This is a genomic window from Cellulosimicrobium protaetiae (assembly GCF_009708005.2).
In the GTDB taxonomy this organism is placed as follows: Bacteria; Actinomycetota; Actinomycetes; order Actinomycetales; family Cellulomonadaceae; genus Cellulosimicrobium; species Cellulosimicrobium protaetiae.
This window is the reverse complement of sequence record NZ_CP052757.1, coordinates 421,130-441,162: the sequence shown is the minus strand read 5'-3', so window position 1 is coordinate 441,162 and position 20,033 is coordinate 421,130. Positions and strand designations below refer to the sequence as shown.

The following is a 20,033-nucleotide window of genomic DNA, read 5'->3' as shown; positions in this document are numbered from 1 at the left end:
TCCGGGATGGCCTGCCCCGATCGTACTCAGTGCTCTCGCCGGGCGTCCTCAGTCCTGCGGGGCCCGGGCCTCACCGGAGGGCACCGCCTGGAAGGGCACGCTGAAGGCCTTCCGCAGCGACCGCGGGGCCACCAGGGGCAGGAGCAGGGCGAGCACCCGAGCCTTGAGCGCGGTCGGCTCGCGGGTGAGCTCGACGTCGACACGCGTCGCGTCGCCCTCGGGCGTGAGCTGGAACACCCAGCCGCCGCCGGGCCCGAAGACCTTCGAGTCGAGGGTGGAGACGGTGACCCGGTACGCGTCGTCGTCCCACTCGTAGCGGGCGCGCTCCCACGCCGAGGCGGTCCCCTCGGTCACCTCGGCCCAGTGGTCGCCGCGCGCGTGCACCTCGAGGTGGTCGGCGTCGATCGTCGGCCAGAGCTCGGCGCGTGCGGGCCCGAAGTCGGTGAGCACCGCCATGAGCTGCGGTGCCCCGAGCGTGGACCTCAGGTCGAATCGGATGGTCGTCATGGCAGTTCCTTCTCTCTGGGGACGGGCTGGTGCGCCGTCGGGCGGCACCCGGCCAGCCTCGCGGGGACGGCTCCGCCGACGCGCCCGGGTGCGTCACCGGTGCACCCCCGGGTCCGACCCCAGGCATGCGCACGGGCGCGACGGAGGCAGGCCCGGAGACACGATCGAGGGGAGCGTCGGAGGTGGTCCGACGCAGGAGAGGGGCATGGACATGACTCGACCGGACGGCACCCTGGTATGGCTGGTGACCGGGAGCTCGCGGGGCTTCGGGAGGCGGATCGCCGAGGCGGCCCTGGACCGTGGCGACCTGGTCGTCGCGACCGCGCGCCGCGCGTCGGCGCTCGACGACCTCGTCGAGCGGTACGGTCCCGGGCAGGTCCTCGCCGTCGACCTCGACGTCACCGACGCCGAGGCGGCGCGCGACGTCGTCCGGCAGGCGGTCGACCGGTTCGGACGGCTCGACGTGGTGGTCGACAACGCGGGCTACGCGAACAGCGGGTCGATCGAGGAGATGCCGGACGACGACTTCCGGTCCCAGGTCGAGACCAACTTCTACGGCGTCGTCAACGTCACGCGGGCGGCGCTCCCCGTGCTCCGGGCGCAGCGCTCCGGGCTGTTCCTGCAGTTCTCGTCGGTGGGTGGCCGGATCGGCGGCACGCCCGGGCTCGGCGCCTACCAGGCGGCGAAGTTCGCGGTCGAGGGCTTCTCCGAGGTGCTCGCCGCCGAGCTGGCGCCGCTGGGGGTCCGGGTCGTGATCGTCGAGCCCGGCGCGTTCCGCACCGACTGGCAGGGCGGCTCGATGACGATGCACCCGGTCGGGGCCGACTACGAGGAGACGGTCGGGGCGATGCACGCCCTGCGTCGGGAGGGCGACGGGCGCCAGCCGGGCGACCCGGTCCGCGGAGCCCGCGTGCTCGTCGGGCTCGCGCACGGGGACCTCGCCCGGGACGGCAGCGACCTGCCGCTCCGGCTGCCGCTGGGGAGCGACGCCGTCGCGCGAGTCCTGGAGGGCGAGCGGCGTCGGGCGGACGAGGCGCGGGCCTGGGCGGACGTCAGCCGGGCGACCGACTTCGCGGCGGACCTCGCCGAGACTGCCTGAGGAGCGGACGATGGACGAGAAGCCGACCTGGTTCGTCACCGGGGCCGCCACCGGGCTCGGCGCGGCGCTCGCGGAGCACGCGCTCGAGTCCGGCGACCGCGTCGTGCTCGCGGCGCGGAGCGCCCACGACCTCTCGGGCGTCCGCGCCCGGTTCCCGGACACCGCCCTGACGGTCGAGCTCGACGTCGTCGACGCCGCGCAGCGGCAGGAGGCCGTGGCCGCGGCCGAGGCGTGGGCCGGCGGCGTCGACGTGCTCGTGAACAACGCGGCGATCGACTTCCTCGGCGCGATCGAGGAGCAGGACGAGGCCGACGTCCGGGCGCAGTTCGAGGTGAACGTCTTCGCACCGGTCGCGCTGGTCCGGCTGGTGCTGCCCGGCATGCGGGCGCGCCGACGCGGCACGATCGTCAACGTCTCCTCGATGGACGGCATCGCCGCCCTGCCCGCGAACGGGTACTACTCCGCGACGAAGTTCGCGCTCGAAGGGCTCACGGAGTCGCTCTGGCAGGAGATCGAGCCGATCGGTCTGCGGGCCTTCCTCGTCGAGCCGGGGTCGTTCCGCACGGGCATCGAGGGCCGCACGCACGTGTCGGGACGTCCCATCCCGGACTACGACGCGACGGTCGGGGCGTTCGTCCGCACGGTCTCGGCCGTGCGGCCCGAGCAGTTCCCCGGCGACCCCCGGCGCGCGGCCGAGGAGATCGTCCGCAACGTGCGCGCGGCCGAGCCGCGGCGTCGGCTCGTCCTCGGCAGCGACGCGTACCGGCGCATCGGCGACCGGCTCGCGCGGTCCACGACCGAGCTCGACACAGGGCGTGAGCTCGCGGCGTCCACCGACTTCCCGGGCAGCGGACCGGCCGTGCTGTGAGAAGGAAGCCGGTCGTCCGGGTCCGCCCGCCCCGTGAGCCCGCCCCGCGCGGGCGCAGCGAGGCGCGCGGGCCCGCGCGCGCGTTCCGGCGTGAGGGCGATCGCGTGACGATGTTCGAGATCTTCTTCGACCTCGTCTTCGTCTTCGCCCTCATGCGGGTGATCGCCCTCATGGAGGAGGGCCCGGGGGCGGTGTCCCTGGGTCGGGGCCTCCTGCTCCTGCTCCTGCTCTGGTGGGCGTGGAGCGCGTTCATCTGGCTGGGCAACCGTGTGCGCCTCGACCGGGGCGCCGTGGTCGGGGCGGTGCTCGCCGCGATGACGGCGCTGTTCGTGGCCGCGCTGGTCATCCCGTCGGCGTGGGACGCGCACCACGGCCCGTGGGGCCCCGCGCTCGTCCTGGCGCTCGCCATCACCGTGGTCCGGGCGGCCTACGTCTCGGCGTTCCTGTGGAGCGCGCGGGGCGACGGCAGGCTCCGCACCCAGGTGCTGATCGACCTCGCCCCGCAGAGCGCGTCGTGCGTGCTGCTGGTCGTCGGGGCGGTGCTCGGCGGGACCGCGCAGGGCATCTGCTGGGCGCTCGCGTTCGCGCTCGACTTCGGGGTGGGGTGGCTGCTCTCGCGGTACAACGGGTGGCGGGTCGCGAGCCCGGCCCACTTCGTGGAGCGGCACGGTCTCGTCCTCATCATCGCCCTGGGCGAGACCGTGCTCTCGGCGGGCTCGGGCCTCCCGACAGCAGATGGCGGCCCCACCCTCCCGACGCTGGGCGTCGGGACCCTCGGGTTCGCGGTCGTGGTCGGGCTCTGGTGGACGTACTTCCGCGGGCCGTCGGCGTCCGCCCACGAGGCGCTGTCGCGTGCCGGCGCCGCGCGCCGACCCGCGCTCGCGCGCGACGGGTACACGCTCGGGCACCTCCCTCTGGTCGCCGGTGTGGTCTACGTCGCGCTCGGGACCCGGCTGCTCCTCGACGACGTGCTCGCCGCTCCCGGTGCGCCCGCCCGCACCGTCGCGGTCCTCGCCCTGACGGGCGGTCTGGCGTGCTACTACGGGGGCCTCGGTCTGTTCCCCCGGGTCATGGGGGGTCGCTGGGGCCGGGTGCCGGTCGTCGCCGCGGCGGTGACGGTGGTTCTCGGGGTCGTCGCCCTCGCCGTCCCCGCGTTCGCGACGCTCGTCGTGACCGCCGTCCTCGTCGGCACGGCGGCGCTGGCCGTGCAGCACGGCGAGGGTGCGGGTGCGCGCGCCCGACCGTGAACCCGCGGTGCGTGCGGCGCGCGGCACCGTCACCGTGGCCGAGGCGCTCGCGTCCGTCGGAGCCGGGCACCCTCGACGGGGACGAGGACGACCGGGCATGCGACCGCCCGCACCACCCGGCGGCTCACGATCCGCCCGACGACGTCTGTCGGTCGCCCGGGGGCCGCGACCACCACGAGCGCCGCGCCCCGCGACTCCTCGGCGAGGGCGCGCGCGACCGAGGTCACCGGTCGCGCCAGCACGCCGACCTCGGGGAACACGTCCTGGTACGGGCCGAGCACCTCGTCCACGACGTCGGGGACGATCCCGCGGCCCCACGCGTGCAGCAGCGTGAGGCCGACGCCGCGTCGCGCGGCGGCACGGTAGGCGGTCTCGAGCACGGGTGCCGGGTCGTCGCGCGCACCGAGCGCCACGACGACGCGGCCCACGGACGGGCCGTCGACGCCGCGTACCGCCAGGTCGACCACGACGACCGGCAGCCGGGGACGGCTCCGGCGCGGCCTCAGGGCCTCGCGCACGGTCGCGGGCTGTCTCCTGGACCTCCGCGGCCGCCCGACGACGACGAGTGCGGCGCCATCGCGCTCGAGCCCGCTCGCGGGAGCGGCCCCGGCGACGAGGTCCGTGAAGACGTCGAGCGCCGGCACGACCTCGTGCGCGGCCCGCACGGCCGCCGTCAGCTCGTCGCGGCCCGCCGTGAGCGCCGCCTCGGCGACCTCCGGCTGGTAGGTCCACAACCACGGGCTGTGGTGCGCCCACACCCAGGGGCTGACCGCGAGCAGCGGTGACGGCACCGACCGTCGGACGTGCAGGGCGCTCCCACGGACGGCGGCCTCGGCCGCGGCCCACTCGAGCGCGGGCCTCCCGGCGGGGTCGCCGTCGAGGGCGACGAGCACGGCGCCCGGCGTCTCGGCGCGGGTCGGCAATGGGGTGGCGCGCGCGAGGGCGCGCGGGTCGAACGTGGTCATGGGGTCACCTCCGTGGGGGACGTCGTGCCCGGCCGCACCGCGGAACGGGGGGCACCACCACGCTGGTCCCGGCGTGCACGGCGCCGAACCAGGGAGGGTCCCGGGCAGGGCCACGGGTCGTCCCGGGTCGGTGGCGGCCCGGGGAGGCAAGGGTCCCTGGGGGGCCGCACCCGTGAGTCCTACGGGCGCGACGAGGCACGCGCCGCAGCGACGGTGGAGCCGTACCCGTCCGACGGAGGAGGACCATCATGAGCACGACCACCCCGCAGGCAGCAGCGACCACCGCCCCCACGCCCCCGCCGCTGGACGGTGAGCTCCGGATCGAGGTCGTCGTCGTCCCCGTGTCCGACGTCGACGTGGCCAAGGAGTTCTACGCCGGGACGCTCGGCTGGCGGCTCGACGCCGACTTCACCCTTCCCGACGGCCTGAGCGTGGTCCAGGTGACGCCCCCCGGCTCGCCGACCTCCGTGATCTTCGGGCGCTGGATCTCCGCCGCGGCGGCCGGCGGCACCGACGGGCTCGTCCTCGCCGTCCGCGACGTCGAGCAGGCCCGCACCGACCTCGCGGAGCGCGGCGTCGACGTGAGCGAGGTGTTCCACGACGCCGTCGGGGCGTTCCACCGCGCGGGCGAGGAGGGTCGCGTCGCGGGCCCGGACCCGGAGCGCCGCAGCTACGCGTCGTGGGCGTCCTTCCAGGACCCGGACGGCAACCGCTGGTACCTGCAGGAGGTCCGCGAGCGGCGGCCCGGCCGCTGACCGGGAGCCCGGGCCCGAGCACGGGACGAACAGGAGGAGGAACGGTGGTCACGACGTACGAGTCCCAGGACGACCTCGAGGCGGCGCTGCGCCGAGCGGCGACGGCGCACGGCGAGCACGAGCTCCGGCTCGGCGCGCCCGACGCCGACTGGCCGGTCTGGTACGCGAGCTACATGGTCCGCGAGCGCAGCGGCGAGGAGCTCCCCCGATGAACGGAGGAGCTCCCCCGATGAACGGTCGTGGCGCCGGCCGGGGAGCGTTCGACGTCGTCGTCCTCGGTGGCGGCCCGGCGGGCGAGCACTGCGCCGCCGCGGCCGCGGCCGGCGGCGCACGGGTCGCGGTCGTCGAGCGCGAGCTCGTCGGCGGGGAGTGCTCGTACTGGGCCTGCATCCCGTCCAAGACGCTGCTGCGGCCCGGTGAGGCGGCGCACGCCGCCACGGAGGCGGCCGTCGAGGCACGGGTCGACGTCGCCGAGGCGCTGGCCTGGCGCGACGCGGTCGTGTCGGGCTACTCCGACGTCGGCCAGGAGAAGTGGCTGGCCGAGTCCGGCATCGAGCTCCTCCGGGGCGACGGCCGGATCGTCGCGCCCGGCACGGTGGAGGTCGACGGCGTCCCGGTCACCGCGGAGCACGTGGTGGTCGCGACCGGGTCGGAGCCCTACCTGCCGCCGGTCCTGCGCGACGTCGACGGGGTGTGGACGACCCGCGAGGTCACGGCGCTCCGGGAGGTGCCGGGCCGCCTCGTCGTGCTCGGCGCCGGACCGGTCGGCGTCGAGATGGCGCAGGCGGTGCGCCGCCTCGGAGCCGAGGTCGTCCTCGTGAGCGACGCGGACCGTGTCCTTCCCCGCGAGCCCGCCCCGGTCGGTGACGTCGTCGGGGCGAGCCTGCGCCGCGACGGCATCGAGCTCGTCCTCGCGGCGACGACCGTCGCCGCGCGGCGGGACGGGCGGGAGCTGCTGCTGACGCTCGCGGACGGCCGCGAGCTGCGGGGCGACCGTGTCCTCGCCGCGACAGGGCGTCGTCCTCGGGTCCAGGGCCTCGGGCTCGAGGCGGTCGGGGTAGCCCCTGACCCGCGAGGCGTCGCGGTCGACGCGCGCATGCGCGTCCGCGACGGTCTCTGGGCGATCGGCGACGTGACCGGTCTCTGGGCCTTCACGCACGTCGGCAAGTACCAGGCCGACGTGGCCGTCGCGAACATCCTCGGCGGGGACCGCCGGGCCTCCTACGACGCGGTCCCGCGCGTCGTCTTCACCGATCCGCAGGTGGCGGCCGTGGGGACGACGCAGGACCGGCACAGCGGCACGGCACGCCTGCGGGACGGCGCCCGGCTCGCCACGTACACCCGCGCGTCCGGCTCCGACGGGTACCTGACGCTGCTGAGCGACGGCACCCGCCTCACGGGTGCGCACGCCGTCGGGCCGGAGGCCGGCGAGTGGATCCAGCAGGCGACGCTGGCGATCCGCGCGCAGGTGCCGCTCGACGTCCTGCGCGACACCATCCAGCCCTTCCCGACCTTCTCGGAGGTCTACGTCGCGGCGCTCGACGCGCTCGCGCACAGCGTCGGCTGACGACCCGTCGCCGTCGCCCGCCCGGAACATCCCGGTCGCCCGACCGGGGTCGCATCACCCGACCGAAGGAGAGCACCATGTCCGTCCCCACCGTCGTCCTCGTCCACGGCGCGTTCGCCGGCTCGTCGAGCTGGAACGGCGTCCTCGACCGGCTGCGTCGTCGCGACGTGCCGGCCGTCGCCGCGGCCAACCCGCTCCGCTCGCTCGCGGGCGACGCCCGCTACGTCCGCGACGTCGTCGACGCCGTGGGCGGGCCGGTCGTCCTCGTCGGCCACTCCTACGGCGGCAGCGTCATCACGCAGGCCGCCGCCGACGCCCCCCAGGTCGTGGGGCTCGTCTACGTCGCCGCCTTCGCGCCCGACACGGGCGAGAGCGCGCTCGAGCTGTCGGGCCGGTTCCCGGGCAGCACGCTCGGTGACACCCTGACCATGTACCCGGTCGAGGGCGCGACCGAGCTCGCGATCAGGCAGGACCTGTTCCCCGCCCAGTTCGCCGCCGACGTCGACCCTGACACCGCGGCGCTCATGGCGGCGACCCAGCGGCCGGTGCTGGAGGCCGCGCTCACGGAGGGCCTCCCGACGCCCGACCCTGCGTGGCGGCGGGTCCCGTCGCGGTTCGTGCTCGCCGGCGACGACCGCAACATCCCCGCGGAGGCCGTCCGGTGGATGGCCTCGCGCGCCGGCGCCGACGTCCTCGAGGTGCCCGGGGCGTCGCACGCCGTCGCGGTGTCCCACCCTGACGTGGTGGCCGACACGGTCCTCGCGGCGGTCTCCGCCGCGGCGAGCGTGACGACCGCGTGACGGACCGCGGGCGGGGGGTGGCGCGACTGCTCCACCGGGCGGCCGTCTCGGGAGGAGGAGCGCGCCGCCCGCCGCGCCGCGGCGGTGCGATACTCGGCGCCATGCCGACATGTGCAGTGACGGGACGCCCGTGAGCGGGCTCCGCGTCGTGGTCGCCGACGACGACGTCCTGCTCCGCGAGGGGCTGGCCAGCCTGCTCTCCGCGCCGGACTACGAGGTCGTCGGGCAGGCGGCCGACGGGGACGAGCTCCTGCGGCTCGTCCGGGAGCACCGGCCCGACCTCGTGCTCGTCGACATCCGGATGCCGCCCACGTTCACGACGGAGGGTCTGGACGCCGCGGCGGCGATCCGCGAGGAGCTCCCGGAGACGGGGATCCTGGTGCTCTCCGCGTACGTGGAGGTGGACCACGCGATGACCCTGCTCGGGAGCGGGCGTCGGGTCGGCTACCTGCTGAAGAGCCGCGTCGTCGACCTCGAGGACTTCCTCGACTCGCTCGAGCGGATCGCTCGCGGCGGGTCGGTCGTCGACCCGGCGCTGGTCCAGGAGCTCGTGTCCGCCCAGCACCGGGAGGATCCCCTCGACGCCCTCAGCAGCCGCGAGCGTGACGTCCTGGCGCTCATGGCGCAGGGACGCTCGAACGCCGGCATCGCCCAGCAGCTGTGGGTGACCGAGGGAACGGTCGAGAAGCACGTCCGGAGCATCCTGCTCAAGCTCGACCTGCCGGAGGCCGAGACGGACAACCGTCGGGTCCTGGCGGTCATGCGGTTCCTCGAGAGCCGGTGACGGTCAGGGACCGGCTCACGACGGCGGAGGGTGCGGCAGTGACGACGACGGACGACGCCGCGGTCGTGCAGGCGCCCCGCCGCGGGGCGGTGTGGCGGCGGCTCCTGCTGCCCGGGGACCCACGGCGCGCGGACGTCGCGTGGCCCGTCCCCGTCCTGGCGCTGGTCGCGGTCGGGCTGGCCCTGCTGCTCTTCGGCATCGCGTCGGCGGTCCTCGTGCTCGTCGGCGGGCCGGTCGTCGCGACCGTGCTCGCGCTGGCCTGCGTGGCGCTGATCCTGCGGACCGCCCACGCCGGACTCGACCTCTACGCGGTCCCGCTCGCCCTCGGCACGATCCTCGCCTTCGACTTCTTCTACCTCAAACCGCTGCGGACCTTCCGGCTCCGCGACTACGAGAACTGGGGTGCGCTCGCGCTGTACCTGGTCGTGATCGTCCTGGTGTGCGCGGTGAGCGCGCGCACCAGACGTCGGCTGGGGTCCCTCGACCGCGCCCAGGTCGCCCTCTCCGACGAGCTGGCGGCGCTGCGGCGGATCGCGCGGCTGTCCACGGCCGACGCGTCGCCGGCGGAGGTCTTCGCGACCACGGCCGAGGAGGTCGGCCGGCTCGGTGCGGTGGACGCGGTGCGCGTCCTCGAGTACGGGCCCGACGGGACGGCGACCGTCGTGGCGGCCTGGGGCGACCCCGGCCTGCTCGACGTCGGCGAGCGGATGCCGCTCGACGGCGACAGCGTGACGCTCCGGGTGCTGCGCACGGGCGAGCGTGCCCGGCTCGACCGCTACGTGGCCCCGCGCGGCGCGATGGCGGAACGGGTCACGTCCGGCGGCATCAGCGCGGCCGTCGGGTTCCCGGTCTACCTCGGCGGTCGCCTCTGGGGCGTCCTGGCGGTCGGGTCGCGGCACGGCACGCCCGTCACGGACGCCGTCGAGAAGCGGCTGGCCGACCTCACCGACCTGGTCGCCATGGTGTTCTCCAACGCGCGCGACCGGGCGGCGCTCGTGGCGTCGCGCACGCGGATCGTCGTCGCGGTGGACGAGACCCGACGACGCCTCGAACGCGACCTGCACGACGGCATCCAGCAGCGCCTCGTGTCGCTCGCGCTCGACGTGCGGCGAGCGCAGTCGCGGGTCCCCCCGGAGCTCACGGAGGTGCGCGGGGATCTCGCGGCCATCGGTGGGAACCTCTCGGAGGCGGTCGACGAGCTGCGCGAGCTCGCGCGCGGCATCCACCCGGCGATCCTCGAGACCGGAGGGCTGCGGGCGGCGCTCCGGTCCCTCGCGCGACGCTCGGCGGTGCCCGTCGTCCTCGAGGTCGACCTCGACCGGTCGCTCCCGGCGAGCGTGGAGGTCGCGGCGTACTACCTGGTCTCCGAGGCCCTCACCAACGTCACCAAGCACGCGCGCGCCACCGAGGTGCACGTCCGGGTCGCGCACGACGACGCCGAGCTCGCCGTCGTCGTGTCGGACGACGGGGTGGGCGGTGCGGACCCCCGGCGCGGGTCGGGTCTCGTCGGCATGGAGGACCGCGTGCACGCTCTCGGCGGCCGGATGGACGTCACGAGCGCCCCCGGTGCCGGCACGACGCTGGAGTTCAGCCTGCCGACGGCATGAGGGAGCGGATGACGTCCGCCGAGAGCGCGGACTTCGTCACGAAACCGGCGGCGGGCGACGCGTCGAGCATCTCGTCGACCTCGTCCGCGGTGCGGGTCGAGATGAGGACGAGGGTCGGCCCGCCCTCGCGCGCGAGCCGGCGCACGACGTCGAACCCGCTCTCGCCCCCGAGCGCGACGTCGACGAGCACGACGTCGGGCTGCACCCGCGCGCAGAGGTCGACGGCCTCGGCGCTCCCTCCCGCGTGTCCGACGACCTGCATCCCCTCGCGCTCGAGCAGTGCCTGCGCGGCTGCGATGTAGACCGTGCTGTCGTCCACGATCACGACTGTGGTCTCCATGGCTCCAGCATGCGGTCGCCGCGGGGCGGTGCGCATTGCGGGTAGCCGGAAGGACGCGCGGGGGCGCGGCGGTGGACTACCGGGTAGCCGGTAGCGGGCCTGGTGGCGGTCACGACCTCGGGACTGCCGGTGACGGCGACGCGCGACCGGACCGGCCGGCGCGATGCTGGCACGGCCGGGGACTGGCCCGGCCACGGACGACAGGAGCACGCGATGGGGACGCGGACCGCGGAGGTGCTGGGTCAGGATCTGGTGGGTCGGGAGCGCGAGCTGCACGTGCTCGACGACCTCCTCGCCGGCGCGCGCGCCGGGCACGCCCAGGTCGTGGTGCTGCGGGGCGACGCGGGAGTCGGCAAGACGGCCCTGCTGCGACGGCTCGAGGTCGTGGCGCACGGCTGCACCGTGCTGCGGGTGACGGGCGCACGGTCGGAGTCGGGCCTGGCCTACGCCGGGCTGCACCAGCTCGTGGCGCCGATGTCGAGCCGGTTCGACCGCCTGCCCCGACCGCAGGCGGCCGCCCTGCGCGCCGCGCTCGGTCTCGGGGACGACGGCCGAGCCCCCGACCCGTTCCTCGTGGGGCTCGCCGTCCTGGGGCTGCTCACGGACTCGGGCGCCCGGCGCCCGACGGTCTGCCTGGTCGACGACGCCCACCGGCTCGATCCCGCGTCGATCGACGTGCTCGCCTTCGTGTGCAGGCGGCTCGCCGGGGACGCCGTCCTCGTCGCCCTCGCGACGTCGACCTGGCCCGAGTCCGACGTGCTCGAGGGCTTCCCCGAGCTGGAGGTCACCGGTCTCGCGGACCGGGACGCCCGACGGCTGCTGCAGACGGTCGTCCCCGGACCGCTCGACGACGGGGTCCTGCGTCGGGTCGTCTCCGAGGCGGGAGGCAACCCGCGCGTCCTGCTCGACGTGTCGCACGGGCTCGCCGTCGACCGGCTGGGGGGCGGCATCGCGACGGGGGCCCCGGGGGCTCGGCCGCGCGAGGTGCCGACGGCCCTGATCGACCGGATCGAGCGCCTGCCGGAGCCCGCCCGGCGGCTGCTCCTCGTCGTCGCCGCCGAGCCGCGGCACGACCCCGTCGCGATCTGGCGCGCCGCGTCCTCCCTGGGCCTCGGCCCCGCGGACGCCGCGCCCGCGGAGGCCGACGGTCTGCTCGACGTCGGCGGAGCCCGGTTCGACAACCCCCTGGTGCGCTCCGCCGTCTACCGCCACGCCGCCGCCGACGAGCGCCGTGCCGCCCACCAGGCGCTCGCGGGGACGACCGACCCCGAGCTCGACCCCGACCGTCACGTGTGGCACCTCGCCCACGCGACGGCCGGGTACGACGAAGACGTGGCGGTCGCGCTGGAACGGTCGGCGGAGCGCGCGGTCGCGCACGGCGGTCTCGCGGCGGCCGCGGCGATCCGCGAGCTCGCCGTCGGGGTGACGCGAGAGCCCGGGCTCCGTGCCGAGCGGGCGTTGCGCGCGGCCGAGGACATGCTCCGGTCCGGGGCGCTCGCACGGGCGCGGCAGCTCCTGGCCGTCGCGGAGGCGACCGGGTCCGGAACCCGCCACGCCGCGGACGTGTACCGCCTGCGCGCGCACCTCGCAGCCTTGCAGGGCGACCAGGAGGCGGAGTCGCTGCTCGCCGCGGCGCGTCGTCTCGAGCCCGTCGACCCGACGCGGGCCCGCACGGTCTACCGCGACGCGTTCGCGACCGCCCTGGTCCGCGGGCGCCTCGCGCGTCGGGACGGGGTGGTCGCCGTCGCTCGTGCGGTCGGTGCCGCGCGTGCCCGGTCGTCGTCCGACGACGACCCGACGTGCGCCCTGCTCGGGGGCCTCGCCTCCACGGTGGTCAGCGGCCCGGGCGAGGGTGCACCGGAGCTGCGGGCCGCCCTCGACGCCTTCGTCGGTGGGGCCGTGCCGTCCGAGGACCCCGCCGGGTGGCTCGCGCTCGCGACCCTCGCCGCCGGTGCCCTCTGGGACGACGCGGTGTGGCGCGACCTGTCCGCGCGGACGATCACCGTCGCTCGCGCGAACGGCCGGCTCCCGGTGCTGCTCGACGCGCTGACGTCCCGTACCACCCTCGAGCTCCTGTCCGGGGACCTCCCGGCAGCACAGCTTCTCGCGCGGGAGGCCGCGGCCGTCGCGACCGCCACGCACGGCGAGCACCCCTCGTCCGGCGACCTGCTCGTCGCGGCGTGGCGCGGCGACGAGCACGAGGTGGCCGCGCTCGTGGTGGACGATGCCGGTCGTGCGGCCGACTCGGGTGACGGTGCCTGGTCGACCTTGCGGTCCTGGTCCTCGGCCGTGCTGCACAACGCCCGACGCGACCACGCCCGGGCGCTCGCCGCGGCGGAGGAGGGCAGCGCGCACCCGGAGGAGCTCCCGGTCGCGACCTGGTCGGCGGTCGAGCTGGTCGAGGCGGCCGCACGGGCCGGGGCGCCCGCGCGGGGGCGGGACGCCGCCCGCCGCGTCGCCGAGGTGGCATCGGCGTCCGGGACGGACTGGGCGGCCGGCGCGGCGGAGCTGTGCCGCGCCCTCGTCTCCGCCGGGACCGAGGCCGAGAAGGGCTACCGCGGGGCGATCGACCGGCTGTCGCGCACCCCGCTGCGTTTCGTCCTGGCGCGTGCCCACCTGCTCTACGGCGAGTGGCTGCGCGGCGCCGACCGGCGCGCGGACGCCCGCGAGCAGCTCGGCCGGGCCCACGAGATGTTCGCCGAGATGGGGGCCCAGGGCTTCGCCGACCGCGCCCGGCGCGAGCTCGTCGCGGCGGGCGTGCACGCGCTGCGCCGCTCCGGCGCGGCCGCGACGGAGCTGACCGAGCAGGAGGCCGAGATCGCCCGGCTCACCGCGCTGGGGCACACGAACCCGGAGATCGCCGCACGCCTGTTCCTCAGCCCGCGGACCGTCGAGTGGCACCTGCGGAAGATCTTCTCCAAGCTCGGCGTCGGGTCGCGCAAGGAGGTGCGCAAGGCCATCGGCTGGGCCGTCGAGGAGCGGATGGCCGGATGAGCCGACACCCTCTCAGGCGCGTCTCAGGCGCGGCGGGGACGACCTTCGGGCACCACGAGCGGGGTGCCCGTCACGGGGTCGGCGATGATGCGGCACGGCAGGCCGAACACGTCCTCGACGAGCTCGGCCGTCACGACGTCGGCCGGCGCGCCCTCGGCGACGATCGCGCCGTCCTTCATGGCGATGAGGTGCGTCGCGTACCGGCACGCGTGGTTGAGGTCGTGCAGCACCGCGACGAGCGTGTGGCCGCGGTCGCGGTTGAGGTCGGCGCACAGCTCCAGCAGCTCGATCTGGTGCGCGATGTCGAGGAACGTCGTCGGCTCGTCGAGCAGGAGGATCGGGGTCTCCTGCGCGAGGACCATGGCGACCCAGACGCGCTGGCGCTGGCCGCCGGAGAGCTCGTCGACGAGGCGGCCCGAGAGCTCGGTCGTCCCGGTCGCGGCGAGCGCGCCGACCACCGCGGCCTCGTCCTCGCGCGACCACTGCCGCAGGAGCTTCTGGTGGGGGTAGCGCCCGCGCGCGACGAGGTCGGCGACGGTGATGCCCTCGGGCGCGATCGACGTCTGCGGCAGGAGGCCGAGCCGGCGCGCGACCTCCTTCGCGGGGATCGACGAGATCGAGCGGCCGTCGAGCACGACCTGCCCCCGCGACGGCTTGAGCAGGCGCGACAGCGCGCGCAGCAGCGTCGACTTGCCGCACGCGTTCGGCCCGACGATCACCGTGAACGACTCGTCGGGGATGCTCACGTCGAGGTCGGACGAGATGACGCGGTCGTCGTAGCCGACCGTGATCCCCTCGGCGTGCAGGCGGTCCGCGGGCGGGACGCGGTCGGCGTGCGCGTCGCTCGGCGCGTCGCTCGGCGCGTCGCTCGGCGCGTCGGCGACGCTCGGGGCGGACGCGAGGTTCGTGAGTGCCACCGGGTTCCTTCCGGTCTGCGGGTTCGTGGTCACTTGCGGGCCTCGCGCACGAGGAGCCAGACGAGGTAGGCGCCGCCGACGCTCACGGTCACGACGCCGACCGGGAGCTGGGTGGGCGCGAACGCGCGCTGCGCCACGAGGTCGCTCGCGGCGAGCAGCACGGCGCCCATGGCGGCGGCGGGGAGGATCCGCACGCCCGCGGCGCCCGTGAGGCGGCGCGCGAGCTGCGGGGCGGCGAGGGCCACGAACGTGATCGGTCCGGCGGCGGCGGTGACGAGGGCGGTGAGCGCGACGCCGACGACCACGAGGGCGAGGCGCACCCGTTCGCTGCGCAGGCCGAGGGCGGCCGCGGCGTCGTCCCCGAGCTCGAGCATGCCCATGCGCGGCGCGAGCCAGACGAGCGGCAGCGCGATGAGCGCGGCGAGCACGGCCGCGGGGACGGCCTGCGCCCACGTCATGCCGTTGAGCGACCCGGCGCCCCACACGGCGGCGGCCATCGCGGTCTCGAGGTCGGCCTTGATGATGAGCCACTGGTTGACGGACGCGAGCATCGCCGAGACGGCGATGCCGACGATGATGAGCCGGAAGCCCTGGACGCCGCGCCGGTACGCGAGGACGTACACGACCCCCGCGGTGACGATGCCGCCGACGAGCGCGCCCGCCGCGACGCCGACGTACCCGCCGCCGAGCAGCATGATGACGACGAGCGCGCCCGTGTAGGCGCCGGTGTTGAAGCCGATGACGTCGGGGCTGCCGAGCGGGTTGCGCGTGAGGGACTGGAAGATCGCGCCGCTCGCGCCGAGCGCCGCGCCGAGCACGAGCGCCATGAGCGCGCGCGGCAGGCGCCACTCGACGACGACCATGTGCACCGGACCGTCGGCCGCGCCGACGAGCGCCTGGAGGACCTGCGAGACGGTGAGCGGGTAGTCGCCCGTGGTCAGCGCGACCACGCCGATCGCGAGCGCGACGAGCAGCAGCGCCCCGCACACCGCGAGCGTGCGCAGGTCGAGCCGGTGGCTCACGCGGCCGCCGAGCCCGCGCACGACGCGCGTGGGGCGGCCGAAGTCGACGCGGTGCGCGCCGCCGCCGCGCACGGACGGGTCCACGGGCGCGTCGCCCCGGACGGGGGCGCTCACAGCCCGCTCGCCTTCGAGCGGCGCACGAGCGCGATGAGGACGGGGGCGCCGACGAACGCGGTGACGATCCCGACCTGGAGCTCGCCCGGCGTGACGACGACGCGGCCGACGACGTCGGACACGAGCAGCAGGACCGGCGCGAGCACGGCCGAGTACGGGAGGATCCAGCGCTGGTCGGGGCCGACCGTCCAGCGCGCGACGTGCGGCACCATGAGCCCGACGAACGCGATCGGCCCGGCGGCCGCCGTCGCGGCGCCGCACAGGAGCATCACCGCGACGCCGACGAGGATGCGCGTGCGCCCGACGTGGGCGCCGAGCGAGCTCGCGAGGTCGTCGCCGAGCGCGATGGTGTTGAGCGGGCGCGCGACCACGAGCGCGATGACGAGCCCGACCACGACGAACGGCGCGATCGTGCCGGACATCTCCATCGTGCGGCCGGCCAGCGAGCCCGCACCCCAGAAGCGCATGCGGTCGAACGCCGCGGGGTCGAGCAGCGTGATGCCCTGCGAGATGCCGCCCAGGACGGCCCCGAGCGCGACGCCCGCGAGGGTCAGGCGCACCGGCGTCGCTCCCCCGCGCCCCTGCGACCCGATGGCGTAGACCGCGACGGTCGCGACGACCGCCCCGGCGAACGCGAACCAGATGAAGGACTGGATGTCCGTGAACCCGAGGAACGCGACCGCGAGCACCACCGCGAACGCGGCGCCCGCGTTGACGCCGAGGATGCCCGGGTCGGCGAGCGGGTTGCGCGTCATGGCCTGGATGAGGGCGCCCGAGACGCCGAGCGCCGTCCCGACGAGCAGGCCGACGATCGTGCGCGGCAGCCGCAGGTCGCGGACGATCACGTGGTCGCCCGAGCCGTCGTAGCCGGTCAGCGCGTCCCACACCGTGCCGAGCGGGACCGGCTTGGAGCCGACGACGAGGCTCAGCGCGACCGCCAGGACGAGCACCCCGACCGCCACGAGGAGCCCGAGGCTGCGACCAGCGTTGGTGCGGGCGAGCCCCGCGGGACGGTCGTCGCGGTCGGTCGTCGCGGGCGAGGCGCCGTCGGGGGCGCCGGCCGGCGCGTCGGCGGTCGCGGGCGAGGTCATGGTGCTCGGATCTGCTCGGGGGCGCGTGCCCGGTCGGGTCGATGACGAGTGAGGGTACCCTCACCTTAGGTCACGCACCCGTGTGCCCGCCAAGATCGCCGGTCGCCCAGGAGCAGCCCGGCCGACGGTTGCCGGGCCCCGCCGCGCGTGTGCGAGAGTGGCCGCATGACCTCGCACGTCCCCGTCGCCGCCGACCACGTCGTCACCGTCGACGACCAGGGCCGTCGGACCGGCACCTTCGAGCGCGCCGCCGTCCACACGACCGAGACGCCCCTCCACCTCGCCTTCTCCTGCTACGTGCTCGACGACGCGGGCCGCCTCCTGCTCACGCGGCGCGCGCTCGCGAAGCGCACGTGGCCGGGCGTGTGGACCAACTCGTTCTGCGGCCATCCCCGCTGGACCGAGACGACCGAGGAGTCGATCGTCCGGCACGCGGGCCACGAGCTCGGCCTGGAGATCGCGGGCCTCGAGGTCGCGGTGCCGGGGTTCCGCTACCGCGCGGTCGACGCCTCCGGCGTCGTCGAGAACGAGATCTGTCCCGTCTACACGGCGCACGCCGTGGGCGGGGTCGAGCCGAACCCGGACGAGGTCATGGAGACCGCCTGGGCGGACCCGCGCGACGTCGCCCTCGCCGTCGCCGCGACGCCCTGGGCCTTCAGCCCGTGGATGGTGCTCCAGGTCGCCGCCCTCGGCACCGTGAGCACCGGGGGCGACGGCCCGACGGCGCGCCTCGCCGCGGCGTTCGCGCCCGAGCACGACTGACCCGGCGTCCGGCGCCGCGGCCCGCGTCCTGGCAGGTGTGCGGCTAGGCGCGACGCAGCGGCGCCCGGCGGAACCGCTCCGGGATGCCGAGGTGGTCGGCGTCCTCGACGGTCGAGCGCAGCCGCCGGGGCGGCAGTGCGTGCGCCACGACGGCGTCGGCGCCCGGGACCCGCGCGTCGTGCATCGCCGCGGCGAGCGCGCGGACGAGCGGCTCCTGGCGTGAGGGCCTCCGGGTCGAGAAGACCCACAGGTCGAACCCCGGGGCGGTCGCGAGGTCGACCGGCTGGCGCTGCGCCCACGCGTGCCGCGCGACCAGGGGCGACACGGCGATGAACGTGACGGGACGCCGGGACCACAGCACGGTGCGCGACGCCCCGCCGACCCCGCGGTCGGCCAGCAGGAGGCCGATCGTGCGCTGGTTCCCCACGACCGCGGTCACCGTCCGGGCGTCGAGGCCCGACCACGGGATCACCGTGGGGCGCAGGAACGGCGCGAAGGAGCCGACGACGATCCCGCCGTCGAGCACGAGGAGCTTCTCCGAGCCGAGGAACCACAGGAGAAGTCCGAGGACGGCCCCGACGGACACCAGCAGGGTCGCGGCGATCACCGGTTCGCCGTCGAGGAGGCTGGCCACGGGCGCGAGGAGGACGAGCGCGGCGGTCACGGCCCACGCGGGGCCGTTCGGCGTCGCGGACTCCACGTGCCGCAGGCGCCCGAGCCGGGACGCCTCGGCCCAGTGGCGCACCTTGCGCGTCGCACGGTCCCCGGACAGGGGCGCCGGCGTCATCGGCCGAGGAGCTCGGTCGGCAGGCGGCGGAGCGTCGCGGGCCCGATCTCTGACATCTCGAGGGTGACGGGAGCGCCGTCCGCCCCGTGCTCGCCGCCGCGGACGGCGTACACGCCGTCGGGGGTCGCGTAGACGCTCACCTGGACCAGGACGTCGGACCCGGCGCGGACGGCGCCGAGCACCGTGACGGCGACGGCCTCCGCGAGCTCGGGCGAGGTCCGGGCCGAGGCGGCGAACTCGTCGGTCGTGAACGTCTGCGTGCGGCCGTCGAGCACCGCCTTCGCGGCCGGGTCGAGGAAGACCGCGAGGCGACCGGTGACCTCGGCGAGCGGGTAGACGCTGAAGGAGTGGTGGCCGCTCGGCCCGATCTCCTCCTCCAGCACCTGGTCGTCCTCGTGCAGGTAGACGAAGACCCAGTGCTTGCCGAGCGCCGTCGTCCGTTCGGCGGACAGGATGGCGTTCGCGGTGCGGCGCAGGACGAGCGGTCCCGTCACCTCGGGTACGGCGTCGATCCCGACCTGCGGCTGGCCGTCCGGCCCGGGCGGCCGCTCCTCGTCCGACGGGACCACGAGACCCCGGGCGAGCAGCGAGCGCAGGGCGACGCGCCCGACGAGCGTACGGTCGGCGCCCTCCTGGGCGTCGAGCCAGGGAAGCGGGACGATCTGGACGTTCGGGAGGCCGTCGAGGATCGCGACCTCCTCGTCCGTGAGCGTGACGACGTGCGTCACCTCGCCGGGGGCGGTGCGTGCGAGCGTCTGCTCGGCAGCGGCGATGTCGGCGGCGGACCACCGCATGGTCTGCTGCTGGGTCACGAGAAGAGCCCTCCGACGAAGTCACCGGCGGCGGACAGCCCGTCGCCGATCGCGTCCCCGACGTCGGACGCGACGTCCTCGATGGTATCGGCCGCGTTCCCCGCGAAGTCCTTGACGTCGTTCCAGCCGTCGGCGAGGTACGGACCGGGGTCCGAGAAGAACCCGCTGATCGAGTCCCAGTTGTCGTACACGAGGTTGCCGAGCGCCCAGACGCCGGCGACGGCCGCCGCCCCGGCGACGACGGCGATGCCGACCGGGTTGGTGAGCAAGCCCGCGGCGATCGCCATGGTCCCCGCGCCACCGATCACCGACAGCACGCCCATGCCCCGGTCCACCCCGCCCCGCACGCCGTCGTACTGGGTGTTGACGATCTGGTTGATGCCGCCGACGACGCCCGCGGCGCCGCCGGCGAAACCCATGAACCGGGAGAAGGTCGTGGCCCGGCCGAGCACGCTGAGCGCGTCGCCGACCGCCATGCCGCGGGTGAGCGTGACGGCGCTCGCTGCCGCGGGGGACAGGGCCGCGAGCCGGCTCGCGTCGAGGAACCCTCGTGCGGCGAGGAACGTCCGGTAGGCGATCCAGGCACCGCTCCCCGCGCCCCAGGCGCCCCAGGCCGTCTCGCCGACGCCCCAGATCGACCCGGCGAGCGGGTCGCCCGCGCCGGGCGGGCCTCCGCCGGGGCCGGTCGGGGGCCCGGGGACGCCCGGCGACGGGATCGCACCGCCCTCGGTGCTCGTCATGTACTGCTCGTCGGCGTTGCGGAGCACCGCCTGCGACGCCTCGGCGAGCGTCTGGCTCACGCCGCGCAGCAGCGCCACCGACGTCCCGGTCCACTCACCACGGAACTGGTCGGCGTCGCCACCCTGCCACCGGCCCGCGGCCTCCACGAGGCCGCTGACCTCGGACGTCGTGCTGACGAGCTGGTCGGAGGCGGAGCGCAGCGACTGCGCGAGCCTCCTCAGCTCGGTGACGTCGGCGCCCCACATCCCGCTCAC

20 protein-coding genes are annotated in these 20,033 nt (G+C 75.8%); 11 read left to right on the top strand and 9 right to left on the bottom strand.

Going from position 1 to position 20,033, the window contains the following annotated elements:
* Positions 1 to 48 precede the first annotated feature (48 nt).
* Positions 49 to 507, bottom strand: a complete 459-nt coding sequence (locus tag FIC82_RS01975) for an SRPBCC family protein (RefSeq protein WP_154797362.1) — start codon at positions 505 to 507, stop codon at positions 49 to 51.
* A gap of 205 nt (positions 508 to 712) precedes the next feature.
* Here FIC82_RS01975 and FIC82_RS01970 point away from each other — a divergent pair, with 205 nt between their 5' ends.
* From FIC82_RS01970 to FIC82_RS01960, 3 genes are all read left to right on the top strand, one after another.
* Entirely contained in the window at positions 713 to 1,606 is an 894-nt protein-coding gene (locus tag FIC82_RS01970; protein ID WP_253691344.1) for an SDR family NAD(P)-dependent oxidoreductase, read from the top strand.
* 10 nt (positions 1,607 to 1,616) lie between these two features.
* Complete coding sequence (locus FIC82_RS01965) at positions 1,617 to 2,474, top strand: SDR family NAD(P)-dependent oxidoreductase (RefSeq protein WP_154797361.1); 858 nt, start codon at positions 1,617 to 1,619, stop codon at positions 2,472 to 2,474.
* A 110-nt stretch (positions 2,475 to 2,584) separates the two neighbouring features.
* Positions 2,585 to 3,721 (top strand): low temperature requirement protein A, encoded by a 1,137-nt coding sequence (locus FIC82_RS01960; protein ID WP_253691703.1) that lies wholly within the window; start codon positions 2,585 to 2,587, stop codon positions 3,719 to 3,721.
* Between the two features lie 29 nt (positions 3,722 to 3,750).
* On the opposite strand, the gene FIC82_RS01955 is transcribed toward FIC82_RS01960, so the two are convergent.
* Positions 3,751 to 4,686 carry a universal stress protein gene (locus FIC82_RS01955; protein WP_154797359.1) on the bottom strand — a complete coding sequence of 312 codons (936 nt, stop codon included), beginning with the start codon at positions 4,684 to 4,686 and terminating at the stop codon, positions 3,751 to 3,753.
* A gap of 248 nt (positions 4,687 to 4,934) precedes the next feature.
* Between FIC82_RS01955 and FIC82_RS01950 the strand changes: the two genes are divergently transcribed.
* The 6 genes from FIC82_RS01950 to FIC82_RS01925 all read left to right on the top strand — a co-directional run bounded on the left by FIC82_RS01950 (position 4,935) and on the right by FIC82_RS01925 (position 10,199).
* Positions 4,935 to 5,441 (top strand): VOC family protein, encoded by a 507-nt coding sequence (locus FIC82_RS01950; protein WP_168731404.1) that lies wholly within the window; start codon positions 4,935 to 4,937, stop codon positions 5,439 to 5,441.
* A 44-nt stretch (positions 5,442 to 5,485) separates the two neighbouring features.
* On the top strand, positions 5,486 to 5,653 hold the full coding sequence (locus FIC82_RS01945; RefSeq protein WP_168731403.1) for a hypothetical protein: 168 nt from the start codon (positions 5,486 to 5,488) through the stop codon (positions 5,651 to 5,653).
* 17 nt (positions 5,654 to 5,670) lie between these two features.
* On the top strand, positions 5,671 to 7,008 hold the full coding sequence (locus tag FIC82_RS01940) for a dihydrolipoyl dehydrogenase family protein (RefSeq protein WP_154797358.1): 1,338 nt from the start codon (positions 5,671 to 5,673) through the stop codon (positions 7,006 to 7,008).
* Between the two features lie 77 nt (positions 7,009 to 7,085).
* Positions 7,086 to 7,808 (top strand): alpha/beta fold hydrolase, encoded by a 723-nt coding sequence (locus tag FIC82_RS01935; RefSeq protein ID WP_154797357.1) that lies wholly within the window; start codon positions 7,086 to 7,088, stop codon positions 7,806 to 7,808.
* A 130-nt stretch (positions 7,809 to 7,938) separates the two neighbouring features.
* Positions 7,939 to 8,592 carry a response regulator gene (locus FIC82_RS01930; protein WP_168731402.1) on the top strand — a complete coding sequence of 218 codons (654 nt, stop codon included), beginning with the start codon at positions 7,939 to 7,941 and terminating at the stop codon, positions 8,590 to 8,592.
* 38 nt (positions 8,593 to 8,630) lie between these two features.
* Entirely contained in the window at positions 8,631 to 10,199 is a 1,569-nt protein-coding gene (locus FIC82_RS01925) for a sensor histidine kinase (protein WP_154797355.1), read from the top strand.
* On the opposite strand, the gene FIC82_RS01920 is transcribed toward FIC82_RS01925, so the two are convergent.
* Positions 10,180 to 10,539 (bottom strand): response regulator, encoded by a 360-nt coding sequence (locus FIC82_RS01920; RefSeq protein WP_154797354.1) that lies wholly within the window; start codon positions 10,537 to 10,539, stop codon positions 10,180 to 10,182. The two genes, FIC82_RS01925 and FIC82_RS01920, sit on opposite strands and share 20 nt — an antisense overlap.
* A 213-nt stretch (positions 10,540 to 10,752) precedes the next feature.
* Between FIC82_RS01920 and FIC82_RS01915 the strand changes: the two genes are divergently transcribed.
* Entirely contained in the window at positions 10,753 to 13,533 is a 2,781-nt protein-coding gene (locus tag FIC82_RS01915) for an AAA family ATPase (protein WP_154797353.1), read from the top strand.
* A gap of 23 nt (positions 13,534 to 13,556) precedes the next feature.
* Here FIC82_RS01915 and FIC82_RS01910 read toward each other — a convergent pair whose 3' ends face one another.
* The 3 genes from FIC82_RS01910 to FIC82_RS20735 form a co-directional block, all read right to left on the bottom strand.
* On the bottom strand, positions 13,557 to 14,339 hold the full coding sequence (locus tag FIC82_RS01910) for an ABC transporter ATP-binding protein (RefSeq protein ID WP_154799732.1): 783 nt from the start codon (positions 14,337 to 14,339) through the stop codon (positions 13,557 to 13,559).
* A 140-nt stretch (positions 14,340 to 14,479) separates the two neighbouring features.
* Entirely contained in the window at positions 14,480 to 15,556 is a 1,077-nt protein-coding gene (fepG, locus tag FIC82_RS01905) for an iron-enterobactin ABC transporter permease (protein WP_216610021.1), read from the bottom strand.
* A 26-nt stretch (positions 15,557 to 15,582) separates the two neighbouring features.
* Positions 15,583 to 16,677: an iron chelate uptake ABC transporter family permease subunit gene (locus tag FIC82_RS20735; RefSeq protein ID WP_154797352.1), complete on the bottom strand. Its 1,095-nt coding sequence runs from the start codon at positions 16,675 to 16,677 to the stop codon at positions 15,583 to 15,585.
* A gap of 165 nt (positions 16,678 to 16,842) precedes the next feature.
* On the opposite strand from FIC82_RS20735, the gene idi reads away from it, so the two are divergent.
* Entirely contained in the window at positions 16,843 to 17,439 is a 597-nt protein-coding gene (idi, locus tag FIC82_RS01900; protein WP_154797351.1) for an isopentenyl-diphosphate Delta-isomerase, read from the top strand.
* A gap of 43 nt (positions 17,440 to 17,482) precedes the next feature.
* Here the strand turns inward: idi and FIC82_RS01895 are convergent, their stop codons facing one another.
* From FIC82_RS01895 to FIC82_RS01885, 3 genes are read right to left on the bottom strand one after another with little or no spacing between them, the layout of a single operon-like run.
* A complete protein-coding gene (locus FIC82_RS01895; RefSeq protein ID WP_154797350.1) occupies positions 17,483 to 18,226 on the bottom strand; it encodes a hypothetical protein in 744 nt (247 codons plus the stop codon).
* Positions 18,223 to 19,038 carry a hypothetical protein gene (locus FIC82_RS01890; RefSeq protein ID WP_154797349.1) on the bottom strand — a complete coding sequence of 272 codons (816 nt, stop codon included), beginning with the start codon at positions 19,036 to 19,038 and terminating at the stop codon, positions 18,223 to 18,225. Before FIC82_RS01890 ends, FIC82_RS01895 begins: the two co-directional genes overlap by 4 nt.
* Positions 19,035 to 20,033 (bottom strand): WXG100 family type VII secretion target, encoded by a 999-nt coding sequence (locus FIC82_RS01885; protein ID WP_154797348.1) that lies wholly within the window; start codon positions 20,031 to 20,033, stop codon positions 19,035 to 19,037. The genes FIC82_RS01890 and FIC82_RS01885 overlap by 4 nt, the downstream gene beginning before the upstream one ends.

Excerpts from the sequence above, each read along its gene's own strand:
- FIC82_RS01975 (WP_154797362.1), bottom strand. The coding sequence starts at position 507 with ATGACGACCATCCGATTCGACCTGAGGTCCACGCTCGGGGCACCGCAG.
- FIC82_RS01970 (WP_253691344.1), top strand. The coding sequence starts at position 713 with ATGGACATGACTCGACCGGACGGCACCCTGGTATGGCTGGTGACCGGG.
- FIC82_RS01965 (WP_154797361.1), top strand. The coding sequence starts at position 1,617 with ATGGACGAGAAGCCGACCTGGTTCGTCACCGGGGCCGCCACCGGGCTC.
- FIC82_RS01960 (WP_253691703.1), top strand. The coding sequence starts at position 2,585 with ATGTTCGAGATCTTCTTCGACCTCGTCTTCGTCTTCGCCCTCATGCGG.
- FIC82_RS01955 (WP_154797359.1), bottom strand. The coding sequence starts at position 4,686 with ATGACCACGTTCGACCCGCGCGCCCTCGCGCGCGCCACCCCATTGCCG.
- FIC82_RS01950 (WP_168731404.1), top strand. The coding sequence starts at position 4,935 with ATGAGCACGACCACCCCGCAGGCAGCAGCGACCACCGCCCCCACGCCC.
- FIC82_RS01940 (WP_154797358.1), top strand. The coding sequence starts at position 5,671 with ATGAACGGTCGTGGCGCCGGCCGGGGAGCGTTCGACGTCGTCGTCCTC.
- FIC82_RS01935 (WP_154797357.1), top strand. The coding sequence starts at position 7,086 with ATGTCCGTCCCCACCGTCGTCCTCGTCCACGGCGCGTTCGCCGGCTCG.
- FIC82_RS01920 (WP_154797354.1), bottom strand. The coding sequence starts at position 10,539 with ATGGAGACCACAGTCGTGATCGTGGACGACAGCACGGTCTACATCGCA.
- FIC82_RS01915 (WP_154797353.1), top strand. The coding sequence starts at position 10,753 with ATGGGGACGCGGACCGCGGAGGTGCTGGGTCAGGATCTGGTGGGTCGG.
- FIC82_RS20735 (WP_154797352.1), bottom strand. The coding sequence starts at position 16,677 with ATGACCTCGCCCGCGACCGCCGACGCGCCGGCCGGCGCCCCCGACGGC.
- idi (WP_154797351.1), top strand. The coding sequence starts at position 16,843 with ATGACCTCGCACGTCCCCGTCGCCGCCGACCACGTCGTCACCGTCGAC.
- FIC82_RS01895 (WP_154797350.1), bottom strand. The coding sequence starts at position 18,226 with ATGACGCCGGCGCCCCTGTCCGGGGACCGTGCGACGCGCAAGGTGCGC.